Below are 15463 nucleotides of genomic sequence, written 5' to 3'. Positions count from 1 at the left end.
GTTTTTCTCTTGTTAATTCGCGTTTACAAGATATCAACCCAATTAATAAAAAAAGTAAAAAATTATTTTCATAGCTATTTAATTTTTTAAAGTTAATAAATTAAATAGCTATTGTTGTAAAAAAATGTTCTGAGAATCATTTCAGAACATTTTTTATATGGATTATCGTAAGATTTTAATCATTTTCTGGCGCATCATGTGATGGAATGTCATCTAAATCTAACATTTCTTTTGCAAGAGCAATCATACGTGGCGTTCCGGTATGTTTATTTTTTTCGTCCGAAAGTTTTACAACACCTGTCCATTTTATATCTATCGAAGAAATTTCGGTCAATTTCATCACGATATTCATAGGTTTTAAATCAGTGTCGTTTGTTAAGTTGGTTCCAATTCCAAATGATAATCCAATTCTTCCTTTGAAAGCTTTTGTAATCATTTCCACTTTTTCTGAATTTAATCCATCCGAGAAAATAATCGTTTTGAATAAAGGGTTGATACCCATTTTTTCGTAATGTGCAATTGTTTTTTCTCCAAACTCAATCGGATCTCCAGAATCATGACGAACGCCATCAAATAATTTAGATAATTTTTTATCAAATTGTCCAAAGAAAACATCCGATGTATAAGTGTCAGTCAAAGCAATTCCTAAATCACCATAATAAACTTTTACCCAACGATCTAAACTGATTGAATTCGCAATTTTGAATCCGTAACGTGCACCATGAAACATAAACCATTCGTGAGCATGAGTTCCAATTGGTTTTACGCCATATTTATGTGCAAAGTGAACATTAGAAGTTCCAACAAAACTTTTTCCTTTATGGTTTGTTAATTCTTTCATCACGACATCATGAACTTCGTAACTGTGACGGCGACGCGTACCAAATTCCGCAACTGTAACGCCAAGACGATTGTATAAATCAACTTTATCGCTTGTACGTTTTGTGATTTCTTCGTTAGAAATGCGTTGCGCATTTGTCAATTTATAGAAAATTTCGCTAATCAAACATAAGATTGGAACTTCCCATAAAATTGTGCGATACCAATATCCTTCTACATGCACTTCTACATCAGGACCGTTTTGAGTGATTTTTACTTCATTTGGATCATAACGATAACCTTGTAAAAAATCTAAATAAGCAGGACTTAAATAAGGACAATTCGTTGTGAAAAAGTTTTTTTCGTCTTTGGTTAAAGCAAGTGAAGCCATTGCATTGATTTCTTTTTGCAATTCTTCTGCAAAACCTTCAGGAAATTGATGTTCACCACGATTAATGAAATTATAGCGAGCCATTACATCTGGATACAATTTTGTAACGCCAAATTGCATGGTAAATTTATAGAAATCGTTATCTACGATAGATTTTATAGTACTCATTTTTTAGGTTTAATTCTAATATATTTTGAAATTTAAAGATAAAAAAAAACCATCAATGTAGATGGTTTTTGTAAGATTATCTTGTTTTGAAGATAATTATTTTGTTGTTCTTTTCTCGATTTTAGGTAATTCGAAATTGAAAATTATAGTTGCGTCTCTGTATGTTGAATATTCAGTTAACCCTGTACTTTGAACGTAATATTTGTTTCTTGCATAAGCTAAACGAGAAGGTAAAATAATTACACCTTGAAAGTTATACAAATCAGTTGTAGCACGTTCAGTTGTTTTGAAATGTTTTAATCCTTCTACAAAGTTTTTTAATTCGATGTGTTCTCTTTTTACACCATTTTTAATTTCTGTTGCTGTTGGTGTAAAGTAATAAAAAGTTGGATCTTGTGTAGCAGAACCATCTCCAGTATTTATACTTGAATAATAAAACTGACCCAAAGAACCATATTTTCTTTTGTAGTCTGTACTATTTGTTGCAACAAAATATGTTGAAATAGAACTTAGATAAATAGATGTACTATCATTAGAAACAATAGATTCTCCTGTTCCTTTATGATTTGGATTTTCGGCATACCAAATTCCTAAGTTATCTTGTTTTGCTAAACTTTTTAATGTTGGATAAGCATCATCATCGTTTCCTTTTATGGTATCAAACTTTGTAAGTTTTCCATTTTTAGGATTGAAATAATAATCTTCCATATATTGTTGAATCGCTTCATCATCTAATGCATTACGTTCTTCAACTGGAATTTTAGTTTCTTTATTTACACCATTATCATCATCATTATTACATCCTACTAAAACAGCAGAACATGCAATTAAAGTAACGAAGAATTTCTTTATCATGTTATTTCGATTTATATTGCGAATTTAGAAAAAATATTAGTTTAACCTAACAAATATTCAGTTTTAAATGAGATTAGATAAATTTCTTTGGAGTGTTAGATATTATAAAACGAGATCTTTAGCGGCTGATGCGGTAAAAAAGAATCGTGTAAAAGTGAATGGAGATGTAGCAAAAGCGTCGCGAGATATAATTCCAGGTGATGCGATTGAGGTGAGAAAAGATCAAATTAATTTATCTTTTAAAGTATTGCAAGTGCCAAATAATAGAATTGGAGCTAAATTATTAACCTTACATATTGTGGATACAACGCCAAAAGAAGAATATGATGTGTTAGAGCTTCGTAAACTTTCGCAAGATTATTATCGTGAAAGAGGAGAAGGTCGACCAACGAAAAAAGATCGCCGAGATTTGGATGATTATTTAGAAGAGGGTGGAGAAGATACTGAAGGTATCATTATAAAAGGAGAAGATTTGGATTAATTCCAAATCTTCTCCTTTTTAAGATGTTTCATAATTTCGTCCAAAATCTCTAATGTACTTTGGTTTGAAATGCTGATTGTATATTTTGCCTTTTCATAATATTGATTGCGTTCAAATAAATGTTTCGCAATAAACTCCATCATTTCTTCATTAGAAAGATGAGCAATTAAAGGTCGAGTTTCTTTTTTATTTTCCAATCGTTTCACCAATTGCGGTAATTGTACACGCATGAAAAATGAAATTGAATTGTTGGCAATCTCATTCATATTATCGTAATAAACAGGAGTTCCACCGCCTAAAGAAAGCACAATGTTTGTTGAAGTCAGAACTTCTTTTAAGGCTTCTCTTTCTTTTTTACGAAAACCTAATTCGCCTTCTTTTTCAAAAATCTCACTAATTTTTGTTTGATATTTATTTTCGATAAAATCATCAAGATCGATAAATTCGAAACCCAATGCTTTGGCTAAATCTTTTCCGGTAGTCGATTTTCCGCTACCCATATATCCTACTAAAGAAATAATCATGATTAGTCTACTGGTAAGTCTTCTGAATAAAAAATAGTTAATCTCGCATATCCATCAAACGTATCAATTTGATATGAATACGTATTCTCCAAACGTCTTGCATCATAACGTTCAACATTATAAGTTACTTGATAATCTTCGTTAGTAACGATTGAATTTGAATGATGGTATTTAGATTTTGGCGCATCTTTTTTGATTTCTGCTCTATATTGATTCAAGAATTTAATAGGAAAAGAATATGTTAATTTATAAACAATCACTTGCGAAACCTGTATTGCTGTTATTTTATTCAAAAACATCGTTCCTTGATTATTGTTTTTAATCTTCAAAGAATCTAAACGATCTGAATTTTGAATGTATAAATTTTTTCCAAGTTTAGAAACCTTGAAACAACGATCATTCAATTTTTGATGAATAATCTGTGGTTGATCTTTTATTAATTCCTTTAATTCTTTCAATGCAAAATTAGACAAATGTGCATCTTTTGTTTCCTGATTACAATTGTTTGCATATTCAGAATCGGGTACGTCTGCCTCTGGGTTGTCAGATTTTTTACACGACACTATCGAAAACAAAGCAATAATAATATATAGTATATTCTTCTTCATTCTAAAATTTCAATCTTTAAATAGCGTTCCGAAAATAATTTCGGTTCACATAGATTTAGATTTGCTGGATGACAAATATAGTATATAAATCATTTATCAAATATATAAAATGATGTTTCTATGGCTTATTTTTTCAGTTTTCTTATCCGAAATTCTATCTTTCAAAAAAAAACTAAAAATTTATCTAAATTTAAGTTCTTAAAACCGAAATGATTAATTAATAAATTGTAAAAAACTTCACAAAACGTTTGTTAAATTAGTATTAAACGCCCTATATTTGCACTCGATTTAAGAAACCGACCTGGTAGCTCAGTTGGTAGAGCACAACACTTTTAATGTTGGGGTCCTGGGTTCGAGCCCCAGCCAGGTCACTTAGTCAAAACGTTCTTTTTTATATAAAAAAATAAAAACGTCTTTCGTTTTGTAAACTCAGATATAATCGTATATTTGCAGTCCGAAAAAACGGAGACCTGGTAGCTCAGTTGGTAGAGCACAACACTTTTAATGTTGGGGTCCTGGGTTCGAGCCCCAGCCAGGTCACAAACTTCTAGTTATTGAGAAGTCTAAAAACAATAACAACTCCAAAATGGAGACCTGGTAGCTCAGTTGGTAGAGCACAACACTTTTAATGTTGGGGTCCTGGGTTCGAGCCCCAGCCAGGTCACTAACTTCTAGTTATTGAGAAGTCTAAAAACAGTAACAACTCCAAAACGGAGACCTGGTAGCTCAGTTGGTAGAGCACAACACTTTTAATGTTGGGGTCCTGGGTTCGAGCCCCAGCCAGGTCACAAACTTCATGTTATTAAGAAGTATAAAAACTATAACACTCCAAATACGGAGACCTGGTAGCTCAGTTGGTAGAGCACAACACTTTTAATGTTGGGGTCCTGGGTTCGAGCCCCAGCCAGGTCACAAAGCCAAACAGAAATGTTTGGCTTTTTTTATTTACACTACTTTCTTTTAATCTAATTTCCTTTTGAGTATTTCAGCATGAATTCTGATCGATAGGTCTCTCCTATTGGAATTTCAAACTCGTTCATATAAATGGTATGATTATCAAATGAATTAATATGTTTTGAATTTATGATATATGATTTACTAACGCGTATAAAAAATTCTGAATCTATTTTCTGGTGAATCGTTTTTAAATTCATTGCTGTAATTAACTTCTGTGTCGTTGTATAAAGCACTACATAATCTTTCAAACCTTCTATGAACAAGATTTCAGAAAAACTTATTTTATATTGTTTTCTATCGGCTTTTATAAATAAAAAATTATCATCATTCTCTTCAACAGTATTTTCTTCAACCTTTTTATTAGAAAGGAAATTATAAAAAAACGTTGCCTTATTTATCGCTTTTTCTAAACGCTTTTTATCAATTGGCTTTAACAAATAATCGATAGCATCTAATTCATAACTATCTATTGCGTATCTTGAATAAGCAGTTGTAAAAATTATTAAAGTATTTTTAGGTACACTTTGCGCAAACTCTATCCCATTAATTAATGGCATTTCTATGTCAAGAAATATAACATCTGGTTGTATTGTACTTAAAAACTTTAAAGCTAAAGCTGCATTCGGAAACTTACCTAGAATTTCTAATTCAGAAACTTCGTTTATTAATAACTCCATTTCTTCTCTTGCCAAAGGCTCATCATCAATTATAATACAATTCATATTGGAATTATTAAGTTAACAACATATTCATCTTTTGTAGATTCTATATTTAAAGTATACATTTTTCCGTACAAAAGTTCTAATCTTCTTGTAATATTTGGAAGCCCTAAACCTTTAAATTTATTATTAGGAATGATGTAATTAGGATCTAAAGAATTTAAACAAACAAAGTGTAAATGATTATCAATAATCGAAACTTTTACCTTTATATAAATTGCTTCTCCATTTAAATTAACACTATGCTTTATAGCATTTTCTACAAATGTTGTAAATAAATTGGGCGGGATGTATGTAGAATTCAATTCACTTTTATTCGCTTCTGTCTCTATAACTACATTTAAATTTTCTTGACGAATTTTCTCTAAATCTAAAAAATTAGCTAAAAATTTCAACTCCGAAGAAACAGGTGTTTTTTCTTCATTATTTTCATATAATTGATATCTTAAAAAATCTGAAAGTTTCATAATAACGTCTGTCGCTACTTCAGGATCTTTTCTAATTAATGCTTTTACATTATTCAACATATTGAATAAAAAATGTGGGTTGATTTGATTTTTTAATTCATTTATCTCCATTGAAAATGTCAAATTTTTCAGTTCAGATATTTGTCTATTATCTTCAATCCATTTCTGAAAAAGTTTTAAGGTAGTTGTCATCATAATAATTGGCACAACAACTATAAGCCCTTCATAACTTCTCCTTATGTTTTCACCAAAATGTCTAGGATTAGCTATTCTATATTTTTCAAAAAACACATCTAATGATTGACCAATAATATTTATCCCCACATAAACTAAAATTGTTAATAACAATAGATATAAAATATAGTAACCTTTAAAAAAAAACTTTGGAACCAATATATAAATATTGATGTATGTTTTTAATACAAATACTACAAATAGTAAAAGAATAACATAATATCTATATACACCATAATAATTAGATGCAAACGTAGAACTATATATCACTAATAAAAATCCAACTATAAAAAGTAAATGACGAGAAAATCTAAACTTTTTATCTACTAGAAAATTTATGATTTTTTGATTTTTTGATTGAGGTAACAATGAATTCATTTTTATAAAAATCTTATCTATAACAAAGGTAATTGATTAATCTATTCCATTATTAAAGTTTATACGAACCAACGTTTTTATTATACTTCTTCTTTTTTTTTCTGGTTGGTATAAAAAAATCTAGTGTTGGTATAAAAAACGATCAAAACTATTTTTTTATACTTTTCTTAGCTATTCAATTTACAAAACATGAAATACTATGAGTGTGAAAAATTTTAATTTTTGGGTAAATAAGTTAAATCTTCTAAATTTTTCTGCAACAGAAAAAGAAGATAAAATTATTCAAATAACAGATTTAAATCGTTTTATACAATGCTACGATCCGACATTAGAAATTGTAGATTGTATACATCATGATTTTTGTATTATTGAGAAGAATGAACATATTAAAGAAGTAAAGTTAATGGATATTTCTAATCTTAAAAATAACGAAACAATTTCTATAAATAGAAACAAAGAATCTTGGTTTGTTCTTGTAAATGACAAATTAGACACAACCTTAAAATCAATTTTAAAAACAATAGAAGAACACAATATCAGTAAGATTTATGATAAGGTATTTGTCTTCAATTTTTTCCAATCGAGTATTCACGAAATCAAATAAAAATTAATGCATTCAATACAACAAAAAGCAATTACAAGCTTATTGCTTTTACTTTCAACTTTGTCATTCGCTCAAAAAAAAGATAGTATTCAAAAAAGAGCTGTCGTTTTTGTTGCAGATAAATTCCCCTCTACCCGTGTTCTTAATGTAGAATATACAAATCTTACACCTTATAAATTTTCTCAAAAGTTAGAAGATAGCAACTTTAATTTACCCGAAAGTAAAGTGAAAAACTTTCAACAAATAAAGGCAAATGCGAATTTATATTTTTTCAAAAAAGAAAAATGGACGATATCTACAGCACTTAATTATAAGTACACGACAGCAAATATAGATAACCTTAGTTCTACTATGAATGAAACGAAACAAAACTTTCATTATCATTCGGAAGCTGTAACTGCAAGTCATATTTCTAAACTATGGAAAAAAACAGCAATTTATTCAGCTACTCTATCAGTTGATGGTAACGAAAATAGTTTTGAAAGATTCCGTGGTTTACTAACAGGTAGTATAATGATTACAGCAAACGAAAGAACCAAATTACTTTTAGGTTTAGCTGTAATTATAGACCCTAGTTCGCAAGTACCTACATTCCCCATTATTTCTTATGAGCATAAATTTAAAAATGGTTGGATAGCCGATATCATACTTCCAAAAAGAGTAATGATGAAAAAAAATGTATTTAATAATGGTCGATTTTCTCTTGGTAGTGAAATGGATGTTACATCATTCTATTTTAACCAATCGAATAAAACATTTGAATTTAGACAAACAGAAATTAATAGTGGTGTAATGTATGAACATAGAATTGGTGATTTTATTGGTACTGTAAAAACAGGACTACGTAGCATTCCTACTGGAAGAATCTTTGAAAAAAATGAATCTTTTAATGACTATATATACGAGTATAAACCAAAATCATCTTTCTATTTCAACTTTGGTATATCATACAACCCATTTGGTAATAAAAAACGATAAATAACATACGTTTGTTGCGATTTCATTAAATTAAATAAAATCTATAGTAATTAAAAATAATTTATCGTAAATTCGCACCCATAAATTTCAAGGATGCAAAACATTAGAAATATTGCGATTATCGCACACGTTGACCACGGTAAAACTACTTTGGTTGATAAAATTCTTCACTCAACAAACGTTTTCAGAGAAAACCAAGATTCAGGTGAATTAATCATGGATAACAATGATATCGAACGCGAAAGAGGGATTACGATCTTCTCTAAAAATGCTTCGGTAGAGTATAAAGGTGTAAAAATCAATGTTATCGACACTCCTGGCCACGCCGATTTTGGTGGTGAAGTTGAGCGTGTGTTGAAAATGGCTGATGGTGTTATCTTATTAGTAGATGCTTTTGAGGGACCAATGCCTCAAACTCGTTTCGTATTAGGAAAAGCATTAGAATTAGGTTTAAAACCTTTAGTAGTAATTAACAAAGTTGATAAAGAAAACTGTCGTCCTGACGAAGTTTACGATAAAGTATTCGAATTATTCTTCAACTTAGATGCTACTGAAGATCAATTAGACTTCCCTGCATTCTACGGATCATCTAAACAAGGATGGTTTAATACAGAGAACGTTCGTACAGAAGATATCTTACCTTTAATGGATGGTATTTTAGAGCACGTTCCTGCTCCAGAAGCTAAAGAAGGTGACTTACAAATGCAAATTACATCTTTAGATTATTCTAAATTCTTAGGACGTATTGCTGTTGGTAAAGTAACTCGTGGAGAAGTAAAAGAAGGTGACTGGATTGCTTTAACAAAGCCAGACGGTTCTTTCAAAAAACACAAAGTAAAAGAATTATATACTTTTACAGGTTTAGGAAAAGTAAGAGCTACAGAAGTAAAAGCTGGTGATATTTGTGCTGTTGTTGGTATTGACGGTTTCCAAATTGGAGATACTATCGCAGATCCTGAAAATCCAGAAGCTTTACCTGTAATGCATATCGACGAACCTACTATGAACATGTCTTTCGGAATTAACAACTCTCCATTCTTTGGTAAAGATGGTAAATTTGTTACTTCTCGTCACTTAGTAGATCGTTTAACAGACGAGTTAGAGCGTAACTTAGCTTTACGTGTTGAACCAACTGAAGATTCTAATACACAATTAGTTTACGGACGTGGTATCATGCACTTATCTGTATTAATTGAAACAATGCGTCGTGAAGGATATGAGTTAACTGTTGGGCAACCACAAGTTATTTTCAAAGAAATTGACGGTGTAAAATGTGAGCCATACGAAACATTAGTAATTGATGTTCCTGATGATTACTCTTCTAAAGCTATTGACTTAGTTACACAACGTAAAGGAGATTTATTAGTTATGGAAGCTAAGGAAGGTATGCAACACTTAGAGTTTGAAATTCCATCTCGTGGATTAATTGGTTTACGTTCTTTAATGTTAACTTCTACTGCAGGTGAGGCTGTAATGGCACACAACTTCTTAGAGTACAAACCTTTTAAAGGTGCTATTGCTGGACGTTCTGCTGGTGTAATTATCTCTAAAGATCAAGGTACATCTACTCCTTACTCTATTGATAAATTACAAGATCGTGGAAAATTCTTTGTTGCTCCAGGAGAAGAAGTTTACGAAGGAATGATTATTGGAGAGCACTCTCGTAATAATGATTTAGTTGTAAACGTAGTTGAGGCTAAAAAATTAAACAATATCCGTGCAGCTGGTAAAGATGATTCATCTTCTATTGCTCCAAAAATAGAAATGACTTTAGAAGAATGTATGGAATACATCCAAGGTGATGAATGTATCGAGGTAACTCCAAATTTCATCCGTTTACGTAAAATTCACTTAAAAGAAGTAGATCGTAAACGCTTCGAAAAATCAATGAGCTAATCATTTGAAATTATATATCACAATAAAACCAGAAGTTAATCTTCTGGTTTTTTGTTTTAAATAGATTCGATTTTATTTTTAAGCGCTTCAATTGCGAAATTTAATTCATCTTTAGAAGCGTTATATTCTACTATTTCACCTTTAATTTTGAATCTTGAAACATTAAAACCTTCTTCAATATCATTGTACCAAATCAAATAATTTTCGTATACAGCAACTACCCAAAAATTATCCTCAATAACATCATCACATTTCCATATTTCAGGAGAAATTTTAATTTGATTCCAAAATAATAAAGTTTTGTCCTCCATATTTTGTTCAGAAAAATAAATTTCGAGCATCAAATCCTTTTTAGGAAAATTTATCCAATTATTCATTAATAAGTACTTTTTAATAAAATCCAATCTTCAAATTTTTGAGTTTGAGTTGAATTTGGTTCAGTCCATTCGATAATATACCAATAACTATCGGAAGGTAGCGCTTTTCCATTCAGTTTTCCATCCCATGTATAATTGTTTGCTTCCGAACCAGTAAATAATAATTTTCCTTTTCGATTATAAATGATAAATTTCGGATTGATTTTACTTTTTAATTGCGAATAATCCAACACATCATTTTTACCATCACCATTTGGAGAAATAAAATTGATTAGTTTAATCAGCGAAAATTCTTTCGAAATAGGCGAACAATTAGCTGCAGATTTCACAGAAATTGTATGAGTTCCTAAAGTTACGTTTGTGAAGATATTGGAAGATTGAAAAGTGCCGTTATCCAATGAATACAGATATGGAAGCGTAGATCCAGTGACTTTTATGGTCACCGTAGAACCTTGAATTTCGATAGATTGAATAGTTGGATCTTCGGCTTCAATAACTTTTACTTCTTGGGTATAAAAACAACCATTTAATCCTAATTTTACATAATAAGTTCCAACAGAAACATTTGTAATAGATTGATTTTTATTACCATTATGCAACCATTCGTAAGTGTCAAATCCTGTACTTGCATCCAAAGTAGTCGTTGTTCCTTTGCAAATTGTAACATCTTTTAAGGTTGATGATTTTCCAGATTGTTTGAAAATAAAATGAATTGGAGCAACATTTTCGCATAAACCATTTTGTTTAAATCTTACCCAAAATGTTTGATCTGAATTTATTATTTGTGTCGCGCTGATTGCATTTCGACTATTTTTTGCATCAGCTTCGCTTAAATAATAAGTTGGAGATCCGTATATATTCGTAATCAAGTCATCAATATAATCGGATAAAACAATTTCTTCATCGTTACTTAAATCCTCGTCACAAATTTCTATTGGAGGAATTATGTTTGCAATACTTAGATTATTTAATGTAAAAGTAATTTTTTTTATAACTGGATCACAAGTCCCGATTTGAACACGAATCCAAACTTCTTTAGATGTCTGAATTCCATTTAGTTCAAAATTCGTTATTCCTGCAGAAATATTATCTTTAGCATCTTGTTCGGTATCAAAATATTTCACTTGATGAGCAGAATAATAATCTTCTACAATTCGATCAGTATATTCGTCTAAATTTATTTGTGTTTTTCCATCTAAATCATCATCACAAATAGAAAAACGATCTTGATAAATTTGCGGTTCTTCTTGTACAGAAACATTAATATGACCTTTCAAAGAACAACCAGTATTCAATGTGATTTCTACTTCGTAATAACCTGTTTCATTTACCACTAATGTTGCATTTGTTTCACCACTAATTTCCACACCATCTTTGTACCATTTATAAGCTGTAGCATTTGTAGTTGTCGCATCTATTGTTTCAGATTTTCCAGGACATAATACAACATCAGAACCTAAACTTTTTGATCCTATAAAACTTCCAGCTTTCAAGAAAACAGCAGAATCATAAAGGCCATAACTATCTCCATGGTCAGCAATTACCAATTTTATGTGGTATTTTACGCCTGCTACAATTTGTGCATTTGCTTTCAAAACTTTTGTTTGTCCATTGAAATTTGTTGGACTATTCCTAGAATTAAACCCTCCAAAATATTCTTGGAAACTTTTACATCTATCTGCTCCATTAATTGTTTTAGTTGTTACAGGAATAGTTGTATTTGGAATTAATGCAATGTTTTGATAAGGTTCAGAATTATCTGCTTTTTTGATTAAGAAGGCAAAAGCATCAGAATAATCACAATTATCAATTCGATATTCTTCTGAAAGAAACATGTACTCGAAACTAATTTGATCTGTTGTAAGGTTTGATACAAAATCAAATTCGAGAGATGTAGCATTTAAAATTTTGTCATGAGGTAAATTAGATTGTATCAAAATATCAATTAAGTCTTGATCTCCTCCCCAATTAATTCCATAAAAACTTTGTAAAGTAGCATTTGGACCTTCAGCAGCTTTTGCTTTTCCAGTAGATAAAATAATTCCTTCGGAAAGATCAAAATTACTAGTTCCTTTTGTAAAATAACCATAGCTTATTTCATCATAAGATCTATTGTATCCAGAAATATTAATATTAGAAATAGTAATACAACCTGTGTTTGTTCCAATAAATTTATCAATTAATTCTTCTTTCGATAAAGATGTATCTACCAGAATATATTGACCAAATAAAAAACTATTTAGTGTAAAAGTAAAAAAGAGTAGGAGAATTATTTTTGAATAAAAGTGTTTCATAAAAAATAATTTAGATAAAAAAACTGCTAAATAACTTTAAAATATAAAGTTTATTTAACAGTTTTAGGAATTTTATTTATCGAAAAATAGTCTTAGCCTATTTTTCCTAAATTTTCTGCAATAGTTTCAATGAAAGATGTCAATGGTTTTTTTGCCATCATTTCGATCATCATATTGAAATTTCCATCAAAATCTAATGTAACATCAGACGAATTTTCATCAACTGCATCAATAGAAATTGTCAAAGTATATTCAAAAGCAGGTGCAGGAGATTCGAAAACAATTTTCGATGGCTCAACTGTCTCTTTCAAACGCATTCCAACCTTTGGTAAAGCGCCAACACCAACTGTAAAACCTTTTCCAGATTCGTGAATTTCAAACGATTTTGTGTCCTCTGGCATCAATTGCTCATAATTCTTCATATCCAACAAAAAAGTGTATGCTTCTTGTTGATTTTTTGCAAAACGGACTTTATTTGTATTTACCTTCATATCCTTGTGAGTTTTTTATAAATTTGTAACAAATCGTTCAAATGTACAAAGTTTTTTTTAATGAAAGTTTGTTAACTTTCAGCAACCAACCTAATCCAGAAGCAAAAAATATTTTGTTTCAAAATGAAGCTCAATTTGATGAATCTTTTCATTTATTATCATCAAAAACGGCAACTTTAGTCAATATTTTTAGTGAAGATATTGATGATGTTTGGACGAAATTCTTAAAATATTACAAGCATATACAAGCAGCGGGTGGAATTGTTCGTAATCCGCAAGACGATTATTTGTTCATTTTCAGACTTGGGAAATGGGATTTGCCAAAAGGTAAAATGGAGAAAGGGGAATCGAGAGAAGAATCTGCAATTCGCGAAATTGAAGAAGAATGTAGTTTGACAAATTTAGAGTTGAAACGATTTTTGATGCCTACTTTTCACATTTATTTTTTGAGAGAATATATTATCAAAGAAACATTTTGGTTCGAAGTTTTTTATGACGGTGTTGAATTGCCTTTGCCACAAACTGAGGAAGGAATTGAATCGGTTGAATGGAAAAAAGAGAATGAAATTCCTGAGTTATTAGAAAATTCTTATCCAAATATTAAATTATTGATGGATAATTATTTAAATTTGAACTAAATAAAATTAATATGAAAAAATATATATTAACTTTTTGTGCCTTAACATCTTTTGCTTTGACAACTAATGCTCAAACGAAAAAAGATACCAAGGTTAAAACTGAAAAAGCTTCTAAATCTCAATCAAAAATTTTAGATAACGGAACGGCAAAAATAGACGATTTATATGCGTATCAAGTGTATGGAGAATCGTTTGATATCAAAAATACATTAACAAAAAACGAACTTGGAAAGTTATACGATAACATGAAAAGTGGTGATTCTTTGGAAAATGTTCAGTTTGTTTCGACGATAGAATCTGTTTGCAAAAAGAAAGGTTGTTGGATAAAAGTTGATCTTGGAAAAGGCGAAGAACAGTCGTTTGTGCGTTTCAAAGATTATGGTTTTTTTATGCCTTTAGATGGTGAAAAAGCGAATGTTGTCGTGCACGGAAAAGCTTTTGTTAGTGAAATTTCTGTTGAGAAATTGCGCCATTATGCAGAAGATGCAGGACAATCGAAAGAAGAAATTGCGAAAATTACAAAACCTCAGTTGCAATATAATTTTGAGGCTGATGGAGTTTATTTAAAAGAAAACTAAGATTTTTAACTCAATAATTAATCAAAACCTTTCTATTTTTGGAAAGGTTTTTTTATGAAATCAATTCTATAAAATATGACAAACTTATTTCAAGCCAATCCAAATCAGTATTTTTCTTTGATAGGAAAATCGGTGAATGACGAATTATTTCAATCATTTCAAACTGAATTTGAATCTGATATTTCAGAGCAAAATATTCCTCAAGGAAAAATTGTATTGTACAAAGAAAAAGGTATTTCGGTGAAAATTGTTGATGAAATGATTGTTTCGATTAAGTTTTATCTTTCTCCAAATCCAATTTGTAAGGTTTATGAAGGTCAAAATATTTTTGATTTGAATCGAAATATTGATGAAACTCAAGTTCGTAAAAGTAATGATTATCAAAGAATTATTAATAATGATCCAAATCGTTTAGCAAATGATTATAGTCGTTTAAATTGTTTATTCTCTTTTGATTCGATGACAGGAGAATTCTTAACGATTGAAATATTAAACAAATTATAAGATGTTTTTCTGCTGAAAAATTTCATATATTTATCTTAAATAATAGACCTTAAATGAAAAAATATTTAAGCTTGTTCTTAATGTTATTAACGTTTGCAGTTTTTGCACAATTGAGAGCGAATAATACGGAGTCTTATTACTCGATGAAAGGAACTTTTAATTCGGATAAAAAAGAGATTATAAAGAAAACAATCGAGAAAGAATTTGGTGAAGGAATTTTGGAAGAATCTGGTTATATCTGGACTGGACGAGGAAGTTTTGAAATTATTTTGAATGATAATTCACTTAAAATGGAGATTCAAAAAAGTACAGATAATCAAGAAATTGTAGATAAAATTAAAAATCTTGGAGATAAAATTCTTGCGACAAAAAATATAAATAAATTTAATACTTAAAAACGAGCTACAATTATTTTGTAGCTCGTTTTGTGTTAACGCTTCGTTAACCGTTCATTAACCAATGCAAATTAATCTTTTTCAGAATTTTATAAAAAAATAAAAAT

Annotated in this window: 17 protein-coding genes and 5 tRNA genes; 13 read left to right on the top strand and 9 right to left on the bottom strand. The window is 29.9% G+C overall.

Annotated features, from left to right (window positions below; all coding sequences use genetic code 11):
- Window positions 1–175 precede the first annotated feature (175 nt).
- Both pncB and FH779_RS12585 read right to left on the bottom strand, forming a co-directional pair.
- Complete coding sequence (gene pncB / locus FH779_RS12590; RefSeq protein ID WP_180904957.1) at window positions 176–1378, bottom strand: nicotinate phosphoribosyltransferase; 1203 nt, start codon at window positions 1376–1378, stop codon at window positions 176–178.
- A 96-nt stretch (window positions 1379–1474) separates the two neighbouring features.
- Window positions 1475–2233, bottom strand: coding sequence for a hypothetical protein (locus tag FH779_RS12585; protein WP_180904956.1), 759 nt, complete (start codon window positions 2231–2233; stop codon window positions 1475–1477).
- A 67-nt stretch (window positions 2234–2300) separates the two neighbouring features.
- On the opposite strand from FH779_RS12585, the gene FH779_RS12580 reads away from it, so the two are divergent.
- On the top strand, window positions 2301–2714 hold the full coding sequence (locus FH779_RS12580) for an RNA-binding S4 domain-containing protein (protein WP_180904955.1): 414 nt from the start codon (window positions 2301–2303) through the stop codon (window positions 2712–2714).
- Here FH779_RS12580 and FH779_RS12575 read toward each other — a convergent pair.
- Entirely contained in the window at window positions 2711–3238 is a 528-nt protein-coding gene (locus FH779_RS12575; RefSeq protein WP_180904953.1) for a shikimate kinase, read from the bottom strand. The genes FH779_RS12580 and FH779_RS12575 overlap by 4 nt on opposite strands.
- A gap of 2 nt (window positions 3239–3240) precedes the next feature.
- A complete protein-coding gene (locus FH779_RS12570) occupies window positions 3241–3846 on the bottom strand; it encodes a hypothetical protein (RefSeq protein WP_180904952.1) in 606 nt (201 codons plus the stop codon).
- Window positions 3847–4144: 298 nt separating this feature from the next.
- Between FH779_RS12570 and FH779_RS12565 the strand changes: the two genes are divergently transcribed.
- The 5 genes from FH779_RS12565 to FH779_RS12545 all read left to right on the top strand — a co-directional run bounded on the left by FH779_RS12565 (window position 4145) and on the right by FH779_RS12545 (window position 4758).
- Window positions 4145–4217 (top strand) — tRNA-Lys (locus tag FH779_RS12565).
- Between the two features lie 96 nt (window positions 4218–4313).
- Window positions 4314–4386 (top strand) — tRNA-Lys (locus FH779_RS12560).
- 51 nt (window positions 4387–4437) lie between these two features.
- Window positions 4438–4510 (top strand) — tRNA-Lys (locus FH779_RS12555).
- A 51-nt stretch (window positions 4511–4561) separates the two neighbouring features.
- Window positions 4562–4634: transfer RNA gene (locus tag FH779_RS12550), tRNA-Lys, on the top strand.
- Window positions 4635–4685: 51 nt separating this feature from the next.
- A tRNA-Lys gene (locus FH779_RS12545) sits at window positions 4686–4758 on the top strand.
- Between the two features lie 53 nt (window positions 4759–4811).
- Here FH779_RS12545 and FH779_RS12540 read toward each other — a convergent pair.
- Complete coding sequence (locus tag FH779_RS12540) at window positions 4812–5525, bottom strand: LytR/AlgR family response regulator transcription factor (RefSeq protein WP_180904951.1); 714 nt, start codon at window positions 5523–5525, stop codon at window positions 4812–4814.
- Window positions 5522–6601, bottom strand: coding sequence for a sensor histidine kinase (locus FH779_RS12535; protein ID WP_180904950.1), 1080 nt, complete (start codon window positions 6599–6601; stop codon window positions 5522–5524). Before FH779_RS12535 ends, FH779_RS12540 begins: the two co-directional genes overlap by 4 nt.
- A 199-nt stretch (window positions 6602–6800) precedes the next feature.
- Between FH779_RS12535 and FH779_RS12530 the strand changes: the two genes are divergently transcribed.
- The 3 genes from FH779_RS12530 to typA all read left to right on the top strand — a co-directional run bounded on the left by FH779_RS12530 (window position 6801) and on the right by typA (window position 10079).
- The gene (locus tag FH779_RS12530) at window positions 6801–7205 is read left to right on the top strand and encodes a hypothetical protein (RefSeq protein WP_038334505.1); all 405 of its coding nucleotides are present in this window, start codon (window positions 6801–6803) and stop codon (window positions 7203–7205) included.
- Window positions 7206–7211: 6 nt separating this feature from the next.
- Complete coding sequence (locus tag FH779_RS12525) at window positions 7212–8183, top strand: hypothetical protein (protein ID WP_038334506.1); 972 nt, start codon at window positions 7212–7214, stop codon at window positions 8181–8183.
- A gap of 93 nt (window positions 8184–8276) precedes the next feature.
- The gene (gene typA, locus FH779_RS12520; RefSeq protein WP_180904949.1) at window positions 8277–10079 is read left to right on the top strand and encodes a translational GTPase TypA; all 1803 of its coding nucleotides are present in this window, start codon (window positions 8277–8279) and stop codon (window positions 10077–10079) included.
- 56 nt (window positions 10080–10135) lie between these two features.
- Here typA and FH779_RS12515 read toward each other — a convergent pair whose 3' ends face one another.
- From FH779_RS12515 to FH779_RS12505, 3 genes are all read right to left on the bottom strand, one after another.
- Window positions 10136–10456 carry a hypothetical protein gene (locus tag FH779_RS12515; RefSeq protein ID WP_180904948.1) on the bottom strand — a complete coding sequence of 107 codons (321 nt, stop codon included), beginning with the start codon at window positions 10454–10456 and terminating at the stop codon, window positions 10136–10138.
- Window positions 10456–12750 (bottom strand): choice-of-anchor L domain-containing protein, encoded by a 2295-nt coding sequence (locus tag FH779_RS12510; RefSeq protein WP_180904947.1) that lies wholly within the window; start codon window positions 12748–12750, stop codon window positions 10456–10458. The genes FH779_RS12515 and FH779_RS12510 overlap by 1 nt, the downstream gene beginning before the upstream one ends.
- A gap of 92 nt (window positions 12751–12842) precedes the next feature.
- The gene (locus FH779_RS12505; RefSeq protein WP_038334509.1) at window positions 12843–13241 is read right to left on the bottom strand and encodes a hypothetical protein; all 399 of its coding nucleotides are present in this window, start codon (window positions 13239–13241) and stop codon (window positions 12843–12845) included.
- A 41-nt stretch (window positions 13242–13282) separates the two neighbouring features.
- Here FH779_RS12505 and FH779_RS12500 point away from each other — a divergent pair, with 41 nt between their 5' ends.
- From FH779_RS12500 to FH779_RS12485, 4 genes are all read left to right on the top strand, one after another.
- Window positions 13283–13879 carry an NUDIX hydrolase gene (locus FH779_RS12500; protein WP_115001370.1) on the top strand — a complete coding sequence of 199 codons (597 nt, stop codon included), beginning with the start codon at window positions 13283–13285 and terminating at the stop codon, window positions 13877–13879.
- An 11-nt stretch (window positions 13880–13890) separates the two neighbouring features.
- Window positions 13891–14457, top strand: a complete 567-nt coding sequence (locus tag FH779_RS12495; protein ID WP_115001368.1) for a DUF4920 domain-containing protein — start codon at window positions 13891–13893, stop codon at window positions 14455–14457.
- 75 nt (window positions 14458–14532) lie between these two features.
- Entirely contained in the window at window positions 14533–14961 is a 429-nt protein-coding gene (locus tag FH779_RS12490) for a chalcone isomerase family protein (protein WP_038334512.1), read from the top strand.
- A 53-nt stretch (window positions 14962–15014) separates the two neighbouring features.
- Window positions 15015–15356: a hypothetical protein gene (locus FH779_RS12485; RefSeq protein ID WP_115001366.1), complete on the top strand. Its 342-nt coding sequence runs from the start codon at window positions 15015–15017 to the stop codon at window positions 15354–15356.
- Window positions 15357–15463: the final 107 nt, after the last annotated feature.

This window comes from Empedobacter falsenii (assembly GCF_013488205.1).
In the GTDB taxonomy this organism is placed as follows: domain Bacteria; phylum Bacteroidota; class Bacteroidia; order Flavobacteriales; family Weeksellaceae; genus Empedobacter; species Empedobacter falsenii_C.
The sequence above is the reverse complement of the archived record's forward strand: the minus strand, read 5'-3'. Positions and strand labels throughout refer to the sequence as shown.

Excerpts from the sequence above, each read along its gene's own strand:
- pncB (WP_180904957.1), bottom strand. The coding sequence starts at position 1,378 with ATGAGTACTATAAAATCTATCGTAGATAACGATTTCTATAAATTTACC.
- FH779_RS12585 (WP_180904956.1), bottom strand. The coding sequence starts at position 2,233 with ATGATAAAGAAATTCTTCGTTACTTTAATTGCATGTTCTGCTGTTTTA.
- FH779_RS12580 (WP_180904955.1), top strand. The coding sequence starts at position 2,301 with ATGAGATTAGATAAATTTCTTTGGAGTGTTAGATATTATAAAACGAGA.
- FH779_RS12575 (WP_180904953.1), bottom strand. The coding sequence starts at position 3,238 with ATGATTATTTCTTTAGTAGGATATATGGGTAGCGGAAAATCGACTACC.
- FH779_RS12570 (WP_180904952.1), bottom strand. The coding sequence starts at position 3,846 with ATGAAGAAGAATATACTATATATTATTATTGCTTTGTTTTCGATAGTG.
- FH779_RS12540 (WP_180904951.1), bottom strand. The coding sequence starts at position 5,525 with ATGAATTGTATTATAATTGATGATGAGCCTTTGGCAAGAGAAGAAATG.
- FH779_RS12535 (WP_180904950.1), bottom strand. The coding sequence starts at position 6,601 with ATGAATTCATTGTTACCTCAATCAAAAAATCAAAAAATCATAAATTTT.
- FH779_RS12530 (WP_038334505.1), top strand. The coding sequence starts at position 6,801 with ATGAGTGTGAAAAATTTTAATTTTTGGGTAAATAAGTTAAATCTTCTA.
- FH779_RS12525 (WP_038334506.1), top strand. The coding sequence starts at position 7,212 with ATGCATTCAATACAACAAAAAGCAATTACAAGCTTATTGCTTTTACTT.
- typA (WP_180904949.1), top strand. The coding sequence starts at position 8,277 with ATGCAAAACATTAGAAATATTGCGATTATCGCACACGTTGACCACGGT.
- FH779_RS12515 (WP_180904948.1), bottom strand. The coding sequence starts at position 10,456 with ATGAATAATTGGATAAATTTTCCTAAAAAGGATTTGATGCTCGAAATT.
- FH779_RS12510 (WP_180904947.1), bottom strand. The coding sequence starts at position 12,750 with ATGAAACACTTTTATTCAAAAATAATTCTCCTACTCTTTTTTACTTTT.
- FH779_RS12505 (WP_038334509.1), bottom strand. The coding sequence starts at position 13,241 with ATGAAGGTAAATACAAATAAAGTCCGTTTTGCAAAAAATCAACAAGAA.
- FH779_RS12500 (WP_115001370.1), top strand. The coding sequence starts at position 13,283 with ATGTACAAAGTTTTTTTTAATGAAAGTTTGTTAACTTTCAGCAACCAA.
- FH779_RS12495 (WP_115001368.1), top strand. The coding sequence starts at position 13,891 with ATGAAAAAATATATATTAACTTTTTGTGCCTTAACATCTTTTGCTTTG.
- FH779_RS12490 (WP_038334512.1), top strand. The coding sequence starts at position 14,533 with ATGACAAACTTATTTCAAGCCAATCCAAATCAGTATTTTTCTTTGATA.
- FH779_RS12485 (WP_115001366.1), top strand. The coding sequence starts at position 15,015 with ATGAAAAAATATTTAAGCTTGTTCTTAATGTTATTAACGTTTGCAGTT.